The sequence below is a fragment of the Streptococcus parasanguinis genome (assembly GCF_009717775.1).
Taxonomy (GTDB): Bacteria; Bacillota; Bacilli; order Lactobacillales; family Streptococcaceae; genus Streptococcus; species Streptococcus parasanguinis_AG.
Genome location: NZ_WMZF01000010.1, coordinates 1 through 13,237 on the forward strand (window position 1 = coordinate 1; position 13,237 = coordinate 13,237).

The 13,237-nt window shown below is 43.4% G+C and carries 13 protein-coding genes; 12 read left to right on the forward strand and 1 reads right to left on the reverse strand.

Annotated elements, in window-relative coordinates:
- Positions 1–581: 581 nt before the first annotated feature.
- A complete protein-coding gene (locus GMC92_RS09755; protein ID WP_049471982.1) occupies positions 582–785 on the reverse strand; it encodes a CsbD family protein in 204 nt (67 codons plus the stop codon).
- A gap of 318 nt (positions 786–1,103) precedes the next feature.
- Between GMC92_RS09755 and GMC92_RS09760 the strand changes: the two genes are divergently transcribed.
- From GMC92_RS09760 to dnaJ, 12 genes are all read left to right on the forward strand, one after another.
- Complete coding sequence (locus GMC92_RS09760) at positions 1,104–1,694, forward strand: rhomboid family intramembrane serine protease (protein ID WP_101770813.1); 591 nt, start codon at positions 1,104–1,106, stop codon at positions 1,692–1,694.
- A gap of 144 nt (positions 1,695–1,838) precedes the next feature.
- Entirely contained in the window at positions 1,839–2,960 is a 1,122-nt protein-coding gene (locus GMC92_RS09765; protein WP_155200278.1) for a VanZ family protein, read from the forward strand.
- 281 nt (positions 2,961–3,241) lie between these two features.
- A complete protein-coding gene (locus GMC92_RS09775; RefSeq protein WP_003004214.1) occupies positions 3,242–3,508 on the forward strand; it encodes an ACT domain-containing protein in 267 nt (88 codons plus the stop codon).
- Positions 3,509–3,526: 18 nt separating this feature from the next.
- Entirely contained in the window at positions 3,527–4,864 is a 1,338-nt protein-coding gene (locus GMC92_RS09780; RefSeq protein WP_155200279.1) for a PFL family protein, read from the forward strand.
- 81 nt (positions 4,865–4,945) lie between these two features.
- Positions 4,946–5,635 carry a histidine phosphatase family protein gene (locus tag GMC92_RS09785; RefSeq protein WP_155200280.1) on the forward strand — a complete coding sequence of 230 codons (690 nt, stop codon included), beginning with the start codon at positions 4,946–4,948 and terminating at the stop codon, positions 5,633–5,635.
- A 123-nt stretch (positions 5,636–5,758) separates the two neighbouring features.
- Positions 5,759–6,460 (forward strand): histidine phosphatase family protein, encoded by a 702-nt coding sequence (locus tag GMC92_RS09790; protein WP_155200281.1) that lies wholly within the window; start codon positions 5,759–5,761, stop codon positions 6,458–6,460.
- The gene (locus tag GMC92_RS09795; RefSeq protein ID WP_049475118.1) at positions 6,450–7,223 is read left to right on the forward strand and encodes a M15 family metallopeptidase; all 774 of its coding nucleotides are present in this window, start codon (positions 6,450–6,452) and stop codon (positions 7,221–7,223) included. Before GMC92_RS09790 ends, GMC92_RS09795 begins: the two co-directional genes overlap by 11 nt.
- 168 nt (positions 7,224–7,391) lie before the next feature.
- Positions 7,392–8,426 carry a heat-inducible transcriptional repressor HrcA gene (gene hrcA / locus GMC92_RS09800; protein WP_003004578.1) on the forward strand — a complete coding sequence of 345 codons (1,035 nt, stop codon included), beginning with the start codon at positions 7,392–7,394 and terminating at the stop codon, positions 8,424–8,426.
- Positions 8,427–8,450: 24 nt separating this feature from the next.
- A complete protein-coding gene (gene grpE, locus GMC92_RS09805) occupies positions 8,451–8,975 on the forward strand; it encodes a nucleotide exchange factor GrpE (RefSeq protein WP_320910008.1) in 525 nt (174 codons plus the stop codon).
- A 257-nt stretch (positions 8,976–9,232) separates the two neighbouring features.
- Positions 9,233–11,056, forward strand: coding sequence for a molecular chaperone DnaK (gene dnaK, locus GMC92_RS09810; protein WP_070449790.1), 1,824 nt, complete (start codon positions 9,233–9,235; stop codon positions 11,054–11,056).
- Positions 11,057–11,247: 191 nt separating this feature from the next.
- Positions 11,248–11,880, forward strand: coding sequence for a DJ-1/PfpI family protein (locus tag GMC92_RS09815; protein ID WP_155125224.1), 633 nt, complete (start codon positions 11,248–11,250; stop codon positions 11,878–11,880).
- A 154-nt stretch (positions 11,881–12,034) separates the two neighbouring features.
- Positions 12,035–13,168, forward strand: coding sequence for a molecular chaperone DnaJ (gene dnaJ, locus GMC92_RS09820; RefSeq protein WP_155200282.1), 1,134 nt, complete (start codon positions 12,035–12,037; stop codon positions 13,166–13,168).
- Positions 13,169–13,237: the final 69 nt, after the last annotated feature.

Sequence of the window (13,237 nt, forward strand, 5' to 3'; positions counted from 1 at the left end):
ATTACGCTGTTTTTAGTCCAACTGAAATTCATACTTTCCAAACCAGGTCTTAAGAAAGCTCGTAAAGCATCACAATTTAGTAAACGTTAATTCGAAAGAATTACAATATTTACAAAGAACACCTTTCGAGGTGTTCTTTTTATGTTTTCATACTAAATTGTGGCAGTTGACGTAGTTGTTGTGGCTTTAGCCACTTACAAATACGGCTGCAATTCGACGAAGTCAATTGCCTCTAAACGTTAATTCGTTGCTGGAAAGCAGAATACAAACGAAAACACTTTGCATCTTGCAAGGTGTTTTTTGTATGAGAACTAGCGGTGCGCAATTAGGATAGCTCTAGCGACTTTAGTCGCGTAGAGATATGCTATGCACAGTTGCCCCAAGAAAACAAGCGAAGCGATATTTGAATGGATAGCAACCACTGCACGCAAAATGTTAATTCGAAAGAATTACTATACTTACAATGAGCACCCTTCGGGGTGTTTTTTTTGTATAACTGAATTTGAAGCAAATAAAAACCACCCTATCTTCCACGGTCAAACATGACTGTAGAAAATAGAGTGGGTCTAGGATGTTAAAGACTATTTGTCGTCTTTATGAAAGATATTTTTAACGCCCTTGATAGCTCCTTCAACAGCTTCTTTTGCATCTTCAGCAACTTCTTTTGCTTTTGAAGCAACTTTTTCAGCAGTGCCTTCAGCTTCTGTTTTTGTATCGCCGGTTAATTTACCAAGGCCTTCTTTAACAGAACCTTTTGCTTGGTTCAATTTTTCTTCTAATGACATAGCGTCACCTCCATGAAGTTAGTAGTTTTTTCTCTGAATGCAATACTGTTGATTTAAAAAAATAAAAAATATTTGTCTCAGATTAGAATGAGTATATTCTTTTTAAAATAGAAAGTCAAATTTTTGCTACGGCTAAAAAACAGGATCGCTTTCCGGTCACGAATAATGACCGACTAATAAGTCACGATATTTCGTTTTTCCAGCAAAGATTTGAAACGAAAGAAGCAAAAAACTTTTTCTGTCTCCAATGAAATAAATGGTATAATAATCGTGAATGGAAACATCGTAACGCTGTTTTTTGAAAAAGAGAAGATAAATATGAAAAGAATCCTCACAACCTACCCTATTATCAGCACTTTAGCTCTAATCTGTTTGTTGCTCGGTCTATTGACTTCCTTTTATGGGGATGCTATGTATGACTTATTAGCTTTTCATTCGAAGCCGGTGTATGGTTGGCAGTATGTCAGTGGGACCTTGATGCATGGTAGTAAAGGAGCCCCTGCCTGGTTTTTATGGGTCCATTTGATTTTAAACGGACTCATGATCCTTCCCTTCGGTGGACTGCTAGAAAGAAAAAGAGGCTCCATACAAGTCTTAATCGTTTTTGTGACGGCGACAGTCCTCTCTTCCATCGTTTTTCACTTCTTAACACACGGGCAGGACATTCAGGCAACAGGGATCTCTGCCGTCGGCTATGCCTTTGTGACCGGAGGGGTTATGCTCCTGCCAAACGTGTGGAAAGAATTTTCGCGCACCGTAAAATGGCTTTATCTATTCTTAATTTTCCTATCTGGCCTCATGCTCTTACCAGCAATCACCGGATGGATCTCAACACTATTGCATCTTTCAGGGATTGTGAGTTATCTGTTGGTCTTTATCGGAAGTAAAGGCTTGAAGGGAAGGAGCTAACTATTAAGACGGCTCCTCAGTATGGTTTTCATCGTACTTCCTTGACTCTTCCTCTACCGCGCCGTATAATATTCTATATCAATGAAGAAATCACCTTTTGTCATTGTGCAAAGGGTGATTTTATAACGGTAAAAAGGAGACACAATGGGGTATATCTCTACAATCAAAACAGCTGTTCAGCTCTTTCCTTTTCTGGCATTTTTGTTGACCTTGCCCTACATGATTTTGAATTATCGAAAATATGGTTCGGTCAATAAATTGCGGGTGCTGATTTTCTATTCTTTTATACTTTACTTGATGACGGTCTATCTGCTGGTGATCTTGCCTCTGCCGGATCCAAGTAAGATTCATACTAGCTACTCGGAAATGGTCAATCTCCATCCCTTTGCCTTTGTAGTGGATTTTTTCAAGGAGAGCCCCTTTGATCTGGCGCAGACTGGTACATGGATTCAAGCCCTTAAGCATCCAACTTTTTATGTGCCTGCCTTTAATGTCCTGATGTTGATTCCTTTTGGGATGTATCTGCGCTATTATTTTAAGTGTGGTTTTAAGAAAACGATTCTTCTGACAGCCCTCTTTAGTCTCTTTTTGGAGCTGACCCAGTTATCAGGTCTCTATTTTCTGTATCCGGGTCCTTACCGCCTAGCAGATGTCGATGATATTATTCAAAATACCACTGGTGGAGGAGTGGGCTATCTGCTCGGTTGGTTCCTGGTATGGTTATTGCCAACAAGAGACGAAATTGACGAACATTCTTTCCGAGTAGGAACCAGAGTATCTGGTTTCCGGATGGGTCTTGCCTTCTTGATCGACTTTGTGATGCTATCCTTGCTTTACGCGGTAATCGAGCGTTTAGAGACGGTTCCTTATGTAGCGGTTTTGGCTGTTTATTTTGCCTTGATTCCTTTGTGGCGGGGTAAAACCTTGGGAATGGCTTTATTGAAATTCCGCTTGCATTTTGACAAGCAAAAATGGCTTCGCACCATCTGGCGGGGGATTCTAGTAGTAGGTTATTTCTATCTGATTCCTCAAGGGTTGTTCTCTTTGATTTCGCTCTTGAATAGCGATTTGACGGACAATTCCCTCTTAACCCTGTCTATGATTTTATTGCTCTTCTTTATGCTTTTATTGTACCTGATTCTCACTCTTGCTATCGTCTTGCTCAATCGTCGCTTTCCCTTTGATCGTCTAGCTGGGGCTGAGTATGAGAGTACGGTGCGCGTGAAGAAAGAGCTCTTAAAAGATGAAACTGAATCGTCAAAATAGAGAGAGTGGGACAGAAATCGGTAATTCGTTAGAATTCGATTTCGTCGTCTCACCTCCGCACAGTTGAGTAGGGCTGTAAAAGCTGATGAAATCAGCGTAGTAGAGCCCACTCAACCACTGCGTCTTGCTCGACAATCCAAAAATAAAGAGGCTAGGACTTTTGTCCCAGCCTCTTTATTTTTTTATACACGTTTAATATATCCGAACGTTCCCAGTTGAGAAGGGCGATTTTAAGGGGATTGTGCTACAATGGAAGCAAATAGATAGAATGGAGCAGTGAAATGAAAGCAATTATTACAGTCGTTGGAAAAGACCAAAAAGGAATCGTAGCGGGTGTTGCAACGAAAGTGGCAGAATTAGGACTCAATATCGATGATATCTCTCAAACCGTATTGGATGAATACTTTACCATGATGGCGGTTGTATCGTCAGATGAGAAAAAAGATTTCACACAGCTTCGTTCAGAGTTGGAAGAATTCGGTCAGTCTCTTCATGTAAAAATCAATATCCAAAGCGCAGCGATTTTTGATGCTATGCACAATTTGTAAGATAGGGGTTGAGAATTTATGGACATTAAACAGGTAACAGAAACCATTGCCATGATTGAGGAGCAGAACTTCGATGTTCGGACTATCACCATGGGGATTTCGCTTCTAGATTGTATTGATCCGGATATCGAAAAGGTAGCAGAAAAAGTCTACAATAAGATTGTGACAAAGGCCAAAGATTTGGTGGCTGTGGGGGATGAGATCGCGGCAGAACTTGGCATTCCCATTGTGAATAAACGGGTTTCAGTCACTCCAATTTCTATTATCGGTGCAGCAACCAATGCGACAGACTATGTGCCCTTTGCTAAGGCACTGGATCGTGCGGCCAAAGAAGTTGGGGTCAACTTTATCGGTGGCTTCTCAGCTCTGGTTCAAAAAGGCTACCAAAAAGGGGATGAAATCCTCATCAATTCCATTCCTCGTGCCCTTGCGGAGACAGATTTTGTCTGCTCTTCAGTCAATATCGGATCGACCAAGACGGGGATCAATATGACCGCTGTCCGAGACATGGGCCGTATCATTAAAGAAGCTTCCCAAGCAGATCCAATGGGGCCTGGTAAGCTCGTAGTTTTTGCCAATGCAGTAGAAGATAATCCATTTATGGCGGGTGCCTTCCACGGTGTCGGTGAAGCGGATGTTGTCATCAACGTTGGGGTTTCAGGACCTGGTGTTGTCCAACGGGCCATTGAAAAAGTTCCAGGTGCAAGCTTTGATGTCTTGGCTGAAACAGTTAAGAAGACAGCCTTCAAGATTACCCGTGTCGGACAATTAGTGGGTCAAATGGCTAGTGAACGTCTCGGTGTGGAGTTTGGAATTGTAGACTTGTCTCTCGCGCCAACACCAGCTGTTGGGGATTCGGTTGCCCGTGTCCTTGAAGCCATGGGGCTTGAAGTAGTAGGAACCCATGGAACTACAGCAGCGCTAGCTCTGCTCAATGACCAAGTGAAAAAAGGTGGTATCATGGCTTGTAACCAAGTCGGTGGGTTGTCAGGTGCCTTCATTCCGGTCTCAGAAGATGAAGGGATGATTGCAGCGGTTCAATCGGGTCATATCAACCTGGAAAAATTGGAAGCCATGACAGCTATCTGTTCCGTCGGTCTGGATATGATTGCCATCCCAGCTGATACTCCAGCTACGACCATTGCGGCCATGATCGCAGATGAAGCTGCTATCGGGGTAATCAACCAAAAGACAACAGCGGTTCGCATCATTCCTTATGGCAAGGAAGGCGATATGTTAGAGCTTGGAGGACTTCTTGGGTCTGCTCCGGTAATGAAGGTCAACAAGGCTTCGTCAGCTGATTTCATTGCCCGTGGTGGTCAAATTCCAGCTCCGGTTCATAGCTTTAAAAACTAAGAGAAATCTAGTATAATAGTAGAAAATAGAAAAGTCTGTGATGATGAAACTCCAGACTTTTTTCTTGCAAAAGGAGACAAGATGGCTAAAACAAGATTATTTGTGATTCGTCATGGGAGAACCATGTTTAATACCATTGGCCGTGCTCAAGGCTGGTCCGATACACCCTTGACAGCAGAAGGAGAAAAAGGCATTGAGGCTCTAGGGATCGGCTTGCGTGAGTCTGGCTTGGACTTTAACCGAGCCTATTCCAGTGATTCAGGTCGTGCTATTCAGACCATGGGGATTATACTTGATCAATTGGGGTTAAAAGAAAAAATTCCTTATCGCTTTGACAAGCGGATTCGCGAGTGGTGTTTCGGAAGCTTTGATGGAGCCTACGGTGGTGAGCTCTTTCACGGTGTCGTGCCGCGCGTGCTGGATGTAGAAGATTATAAGACCTTGACCTTGGAAGACTTGGCCAATGGCATCTGCCAAGTGGACACAGCGAATTGGGCTGAACCTTGGGAAGTTTTGAAAGGCCGAATCTTAGAAGGTTTTGAAGCTATCGCCAAAGAAGTAGAAGAAAATGGAGGAGGCAATGCCTTGGTGGTCAGCCATAGTTGGACCATTCAGACCTTGGTCTGCCTAATTGAAGGAAAACCAAATCTCAATCTGCCTCTTTCAAATGGTAGTGTTACCCTTGTAGAATATGAAGATGGCACATTGACGGTAAAGGTGTTTGGAGATAGCAGTTACCGTGAGGTCGGTGAAAGCTTGCAAGAATCCTAGTCCGTCGTAAAAGGCTGACCTTTTGGTCATAGCCTTTTCTTTCTCTCAAAACTTGTAAGAGCTTTCCTACTTTCTTTTTTCAAAAAATGATATAATGAAAGAGATACATACGGAGGTAATACAATGACAAAAACCAGATTATATATTGCTCGTCATGGAAAAACCATGTTTAATACCATTGGGCGAGCACAGGGCTGGTCAGACACTCCGCTGACAGAAGCAGGAGAGCGTGGGATTAGAGAATTAGGGCTTGGCCTTAAGGAAGCTGGCCTTTCTTTTGAAGAGGCTGTTTCGAGTGATTCTGGACGCACCATTCAAACCATGGGAATTGTTCTTCAAGAGCTTGGTTTGACAGGTCAGATTCCTTATCGCTATGATAAACGCATTCGTGAGTGGTGTTTTGGTAGCTTCGACGGTGCCTATGATGGCGAGCTCTTTATGGGGGTTTTACCCCGTGTCTTTAAGGTCGATGATTTCCATCGGTTGAGTTTAATGGAGTTGGCAGAAGGGATCGTTGAAGTGGATACCACGGGTTGGGCTGAATCCTGGAGCGCCTTGAGTGGCCGAATCTTAGAAGGATTTGAAGCTATTGCAAAAGAGGTAGAAGCAGCTGGCGGTGGGAATGCGATTGTTGTCAGCCACGGCATGACCATTACGACCTTGATTTATCTCATCGATCCGAAAGCTGTCGAAGAATTGGTCTTGGACAACGGAAGTGTAACGGTTTTGGCCTATGAGGATGGCGCCTTTCATATTGAAAAGATTGGGGATATGTCCTATCGTAAGGTTGGAGCAAAACTTCTAGAGGGTGGCCATGACGAATAAGTATAGACGCGCACGAAAAAAACGTAAGAAGTGGTGGCCTTACCTATTGAGTTTCTTTCTTCTTGTGGTCCTTGGATCGGGAATTGGTGCTTACTTAGCGAAGCCGAGCTTGTTTTCAGGGCTTCAGTTTTGGAAGGCTAAAAAAACAGCTGTAACGACTCCCTCTTCTTCTAAGAAAAAGGAAGAAAAATCAGATTTACCAGCCGTTTCGACAAAAGACTGGCAGTTGATCTTGGTCAATCGTGACAATGTAAAGCCTGAGCTGAACCCACAATTAACAGATGTGGATGCTATCAAAGTGGATAGTCGGATTGTAGAACCGACTCGTCAATTTTTAGAAGCGGCTCGAAAAATTGCCCCAGAAGAAACCTTGATATCAGGCTATCGAAGTGTGGCCGAGCAAACAGAGCTCTATAATGAACGTGTTGCGCAACTAGAGGCTAGCGGCCTTTCGCACGAAGAAGCTGAAAAGCAGGTGCAGACCCAGGTACAGGTCCCTGGTGCGAGTGAACACCAGACAGGGCTTGCGATTGATATGAGTGTCGAAGCTGGTCAAAGTGATGAGTTGGGCTTGCAGCTGGCTGCCATCGCACCGCAATATGGCTTTGTGCTTCGCTACCCAGATGGGAAGAGCAACATCACGGGTGTGAATTTTGAGAATTGGCATTTCCGTTATGTTGGCGTAGAAAACGCTCAGTATATGGCCAACCATCAGCTAGTATTAGAAGAATATATTCAACTCTTGAAAAAAGCTGGCAAATAAGAGGAGAGTCACTTCTCTAGGTCTTAAGAATGATTTTTAGCACTCTTGAAAAAAGAGTGCTAATTTTTTGGTTTTTTCTCTTGACTTTCTTTTGGATGGGTGTATAATAGAATCATGGTTTAGCACTTGAGTGTTTAGAGTGCTAAAAAATGAAAGAGAGGTGAGGTCATGGTTACAGAACGTCAAAATGAGATTCTCAATCTTGTTGTCGATATCTTTACCAAGACCCACGAACCAGTCGGTTCAAAAGCGCTACAAGATGTGATTCAATCCAGTAGTGCGACCATTCGAAACGACATGGCTGCCCTCGAAAAACAAGGCTTACTAGAAAAGGCCCACACTTCGAGTGGTCGCATGCCTAGCCGAGCTGGTTTTCAATATTTTGTTCAGAACTCGCTTGATCTAGAGTTGATTGATGAGCAAGATGTCTACCAGGTGGTGAAAGCCTTTGATTTCGAAGCCTTTAAGTTAGATGATATCTTGGATGCTACGGCCAAGTTGCTAGCCCAGATGACGGGTTACACCGCAGTGATTCAGGATGTGGAGCCGACACGTCAGCGCTTGACTGGTTTTGAGATTGTTCCATTGTCCAACCACGATGCCTTAGCGGTTCTGACCTTGGATGAATCAAAGCCTGTCACCGTCCAGTTTGCCATTCCAAAGAATTTCTTAACCAGTGACTTGGAAATCTTCCATCAGCTGGTTCAAGAACGCTTCATTGGAAATACAGTCTTGGATATCCACTACCGCTTGCGGACAGAGATTCCACAGATTGTACAGCGTTATTTCAAGACGACAGATAATGTGCTGGATCTCTTTGATTACGTCTTCTCGCAACTGTTTCAAGAACTGGTCTTTGTAGAAGGAAAGGTTTCATCCTTAACCTACGCCGATCTTCAGACCTATCAGTTCTTAGATAATCCCCAACACGTAGCTCTCGAGTTGCGAGGGGGAATGCCAGAAGACCAAATGACCCAGATCCTGGTTGCAGAATCTCAAGAGAAGGCCTTGAAAAATGTGACAGTGATTAGTCACAAGTTCCTGGTTCCTTATCGTGGGATGGCCCTCATGCATGTGATCGGTCCCGTAGAGATGGACTACAGGCGTGTGATTAGCCTGGTCAATGTCATCGGACGGGTACTGGTTATGAAGTTGACGGACTACTACCGTTACCTCAACAGCAACCATTATGAAGTAAATTAAGATCAAATGAAAGGGGTGTATGCCTTGACAGAAGATATCAAAAAAGAAGACGTGAAAGAAGAGGAAGTTGCCCAAACAACTGAAGAAGTTGTAGAGGAAAGTAACCAACCTTCTGAGTTAGAAGAAGCACAAGCGCGTGCCGAAGAATTTGAAAATAAATACCTTCGTGCTCATGCAGAAATGCAAAACATTCAGCGCCGTGCCAATGAAGAACGTCAACAATTACAAAAGTACCGTAGCCAAGATTTGGCAAAAGCGATCTTACCATCACTTGACAACCTCGAACGTGCCCTTGCCGTAGAAGGATTGACAGATGATGTGAAGAAGGGCTTGGAAATGGTCCAAGAAAGTTTGGTACATGCTCTGAAAGAAGAAGGAATTGAAGAAATTCCAGCGGACGGAGCCTTTGACCATAACTACCACATGGCCATCCAAACCTTACCTGCAGATGACGAGCATCCAGCAGACACCATCGCACAAGTCTTCCAAAAAGGCTACAAACTCCATGACCGCATCCTACGCCCAGCCATGGTAGTAGTGTTCAACTAGGCGAGAAAACTTAAAAACCTTGTCCGAAACGACACTAAACTATGAAAGAAAGATAAACAATGGTTCAGCTTCACCAATAGTAAGAAGCGAAGCGAACCAAAGGCGATACTCTTCGCCGTGGCGCTATCTTCGCAAACTTTGAGACCTTAGGCTCAAAGTTTAGTCAAAGAGATTGACGAAGTCAAGCTCTGACGGCGTCGCCACTTAAGAAGAGTATCAAAAAGAAAAAAAGAAGATAAATTTAAGGAGAAAAACATATGTCTAAAATTATCGGTATTGACTTAGGTACAACAAACTCAGCAGTAGCAGTTCTTGAAGGAACTGAAAGCAAAATCATCGCGAACCCAGAAGGAAACCGTACAACTCCATCTGTAGTGTCATTCAAAAACGGTGAAATCATCGTTGGTGACGCTGCAAAACGTCAAGCAGTCACAAACCCAGATACAGTGATCTCTATCAAATCTAAGATGGGTACTTCTGAAAAAGTTTCTGCTAACGGCAAAGAATACACACCACAAGAAATCTCAGCTATGATCCTTCAATACTTGAAAGGCTACGCTGAAGATTATCTTGGTGAAAAAGTAACGAAAGCAGTTATCACAGTTCCAGCTTACTTCAACGATGCTCAACGTCAAGCAACTAAAGACGCTGGTAAAATCGCTGGTCTTGAAGTAGAACGTATTGTCAACGAACCAACTGCAGCAGCCCTTGCTTATGGTTTGGATAAGACTGATAAAGAAGAAAAAATCTTGGTATTCGACCTTGGTGGTGGTACATTCGACGTATCTATCCTCGAACTCGGTGATGGTGTCTTCGATGTATTGGCAACTGCAGGGGATAACAAACTCGGTGGTGACGACTTTGACCAAAAAATCATCGACTACTTAGTAGCAGAATTCAAGAAAGAAAATGGTATCGACTTGTCAACAGACAAGATGGCCCTTCAACGTTTGAAAGATGCAGCTGAAAAAGCGAAGAAAGACCTTTCTGGTGTCACTTCAACTCAAATCAGCTTGCCATTCATCACTGCAGGAGCTGCTGGACCTCTTCACTTGGAAATGACCTTGACTCGTGCGAAATTCGACGATTTGACTCGTGACCTTGTAGAACGTACGAAAACTCCAGTTCGTCAAGCCCTTTCAGATGCAGGTTTGAGCTTGTCAGAAATCGACGAAGTCATCCTTGTCGGTGGTTCAACTCGTATTCCTGCAGTTGTAGAAGCTGTTAAAGCTGAAACTGGTAAAGAACCAAATAAATCAGTTAACCCTGATGAAGTTGTGGCTATGGGAGCTGCCATCCAAGGTGGTGTGATCACTGGTGACGTCAAAGACGTTGTCCTTCTTGACGTAACTCCATTGTCACTTGGTATCGAAACAATGGGTGGAGTCTTTACAAAACTCATCGACCGCAACACAACAATTCCAACATCTAAATCACAAGTCTTCTCAACTGCAGCAGACAACCAACCAGCCGTTGATATTCACGTTCTTCAAGGTGAACGCCCAATGGCAGCGGACAACAAGACTCTTGGACGTTTCCAATTGACAGATATCCCAGCTGCACCTCGTGGTATCCCACAAATCGAAGTAACATTCGACATCGATAAGAACGGTATCGTGTCTGTTAAAGCCAAAGACCTTGGAACTCAAAAAGAACAAACGATTGTGATCCAATCTAACTCAGGTTTGACAGACGAAGAAATCGACCGCATGATGAAAGATGCAGAAGCAAACGCTGAAGCAGATAAGAAACGTAAAGAAGAAGTAGACCTTCGTAACGAAGTAGACCAAGCTATCTTTGCGACTGAAAAGACAATCAAGGAAACTGAAGGCAAAGGCTTTGATGCAGAACGTGACGCGGCTCAAGCAGGACTTGATGATCTTAAGAAAGCTCAAGAATCAGGTAACCTTGAAGAAATGAAAGCAAAACTTGAAGCCTTGAACGAAAAAGCACAAGCATTGGCTGTTAAACTTTACGAACAAGCTGCAGCAGCACAACAAGCACAAGCAGGAGCTGAAGGAGCACAAGCATCAGGCAACGCAGGCGATGACGTCGTAGACGGAGAGTTTACGGAAAAGTAAGATGCAAAGCCCGTTAAAACCTCACAGTGAAAATAGGAAATCTGACGCAGGAACTTTAGTTTCTAGGAAGATTTATCTTTTTCACCAAGAGGTTAGGGCGTGCTCAATTCAGCTTAACAACTAAATGATAAAAAGAAATCCAGAGGTTGCAACCCAGCCTCTGTTTTTCGGTAAAATAGAGGATGTTGCGTATGAAAAAAGTACTTTGTTTGATTTATCCTAATTTTTCTCTTTATGAGATAACTGCTTTAACGAGTACTTTAGCTCTGTCTTTTGATGTTACGATTGATTATGCTGCTTCAGATCATTCGATGGTGGTCTCTGAGGATGGCTTACCCTGTCAACCAACGAAAACACTAGATCAAATCCGTATTGAAGAGTATTCTTGCGTGATTTTGCCCGGGATGGTCAACATAGGACCTGCCCTACAGGATGGAAAATTGATTTCGTTCTTGAGGGACCTTGGTGAGCAAGATATCCTCGTTGCAGCCATTTCTTCAGCGCCTCTTTTATTAGCGAAAGCAGGTCTGTTGAAGGACACGAAATATACAGGTGGAATTTGGCAAAACTTCTTTGACTATTTTGAGTTTCTTCCACGTGAAAATTTCCAACCCAAACTGGTTGTGCAAGATAAACAAATCATTACGGCTATCGGTTTTGCCCATCAAGAGTTTGCAAGAAAAGTGATTCTAAGTTTAGGCTTGGCAGAGAATACGGACAACTATTTTAAAGAACGAAACGACTACTCAGAAGAGGATTTGATATTTACTCTATCGGACCAAGACTTTGATCAAGTGAAGCGAAGTATAGAAAACAGCCTCTAAAGATTTACATGAAAATTATAGAAAGGAACAAAGAGCGTTCGGGGAATTGAACTCGAGCGGAAAGCTTGGAAATTAGATAAACCGCCTAAGAAATCAGGATTTCTTGTCGGTTTCCTAAATTTCAGTCGCTTTCTGTTCGCTCTTAGTATCTTGTATGAACAATACTGAATTTTATGACCGTTTGGGCGTTTCAAAGAATGCATCTCAAGATGAGATCAAGAAAGCCTATCGGAAATTATCTAAAAAATATCACCCAGATATCAACAAGGAGCCTGGTGCTGAGGAAAAGTACAAGGAAGTTCAAGAAGCTTATGAGACTTTGAGTGACGAGCAAAAACGGGCTGCTTATGACCAATATGGTGCTGCAGGTGCCAATGGTGGCTTCGGTGGCGGAGCAGGTGGTTTTGGTGGCTTTGATGGTGCTGGTTTTGGTGGCTTTGAAGATATCTTCTCTAGTTTCTTTGGTGGTGGTGCAAGTCGTAATCCAAATGCACCTCGCCAAGGGGATGACCTCCAATATCGCGTCAATCTCAAGTTTGAAGAAGCGATTTTTGGTGCGGAAAAAGAAGTCAAGTACCATCGGGAAGCTAGCTGCCATACCTGTCATGGTTCTGGAGCTAAGCCAGGGACTAGTCCGGTGACCTGTGGACGCTGTCATGGTTCTGGAGTCATCAATGTGGATACGCAAACCCCTCTTGGTATGATGCGCCGTCAAGTGACCTGTGATGTCTGTCATGGTCGTGGTCAAGAAATCAAAGATCCATGTACGACTTGTCGTGGAACAGGTCATGAAAAACAAGCTCATAGCGTGAATGTCAAGATTCCTGCAGGAGTTGAAACGGGTCAACAAATCCGCTTAGCTGGTCAAGGAGAAGCTGGCTTTAACGGTGGACCTTATGGTGACTTGTATGTCGTTGTCAATGTTGAGCCGAGCGATCGATTCGAACGAGATGGCTCAACCATCTACTACAAGTTAGACTTGAACTTTGTCCAAGTAGCTCTTGGAGATACGGTCCATGTGCCAACTGTTCACGGAGATGTCGATTTGGTCATTCCTGAAGGAACCCAAACCGGTAAGAAATTCCGCCTCCGTGGAAAAGGGGCTCCAAGCTTGCGTGGTGGTGCTATGGGGGATCAATATGTATCTGTCAATGTCGTCACCCCAACTGGTTTAAATGACAAGCAAAAAGAAGCCCTTCAAGCCTTTGCGGAAGCAAGTGATTTGAAGGTCAACCCAAAGAAAAAAGGGTTCTTTGACAAGGTCAAAGATGCTTTAGATGATTTATAAGAATGAACGAGTTCCCTTTTGAGTAAGGGGCTCGTTTTATTTTGGATCGAATCCAAGAACTTCCTCTCC

Coding starts and splice junctions, on each gene's coding strand:
- GMC92_RS09755 (WP_049471982.1), bottom strand. CDS start 785: ATGTCATTAGAAGAAAAATTGAACCAAGCAAAAGGTTCTGTTAAAGAA.
- GMC92_RS09760 (WP_101770813.1), top strand. CDS start 1,104: ATGAAAAGAATCCTCACAACCTACCCTATTATCAGCACTTTAGCTCTA.
- GMC92_RS09765 (WP_155200278.1), top strand. CDS start 1,839: ATGGGGTATATCTCTACAATCAAAACAGCTGTTCAGCTCTTTCCTTTT.
- GMC92_RS09775 (WP_003004214.1), top strand. CDS start 3,242: ATGAAAGCAATTATTACAGTCGTTGGAAAAGACCAAAAAGGAATCGTA.
- GMC92_RS09780 (WP_155200279.1), top strand. CDS start 3,527: ATGGACATTAAACAGGTAACAGAAACCATTGCCATGATTGAGGAGCAG.
- GMC92_RS09785 (WP_155200280.1), top strand. CDS start 4,946: ATGGCTAAAACAAGATTATTTGTGATTCGTCATGGGAGAACCATGTTT.
- GMC92_RS09790 (WP_155200281.1), top strand. CDS start 5,759: ATGACAAAAACCAGATTATATATTGCTCGTCATGGAAAAACCATGTTT.
- GMC92_RS09795 (WP_049475118.1), top strand. CDS start 6,450: ATGACGAATAAGTATAGACGCGCACGAAAAAAACGTAAGAAGTGGTGG.
- hrcA (WP_003004578.1), top strand. CDS start 7,392: ATGGTTACAGAACGTCAAAATGAGATTCTCAATCTTGTTGTCGATATC.
- dnaK (WP_070449790.1), top strand. CDS start 9,233: ATGTCTAAAATTATCGGTATTGACTTAGGTACAACAAACTCAGCAGTA.
- GMC92_RS09815 (WP_155125224.1), top strand. CDS start 11,248: ATGAAAAAAGTACTTTGTTTGATTTATCCTAATTTTTCTCTTTATGAG.
- dnaJ (WP_155200282.1), top strand. CDS start 12,035: ATGAACAATACTGAATTTTATGACCGTTTGGGCGTTTCAAAGAATGCA.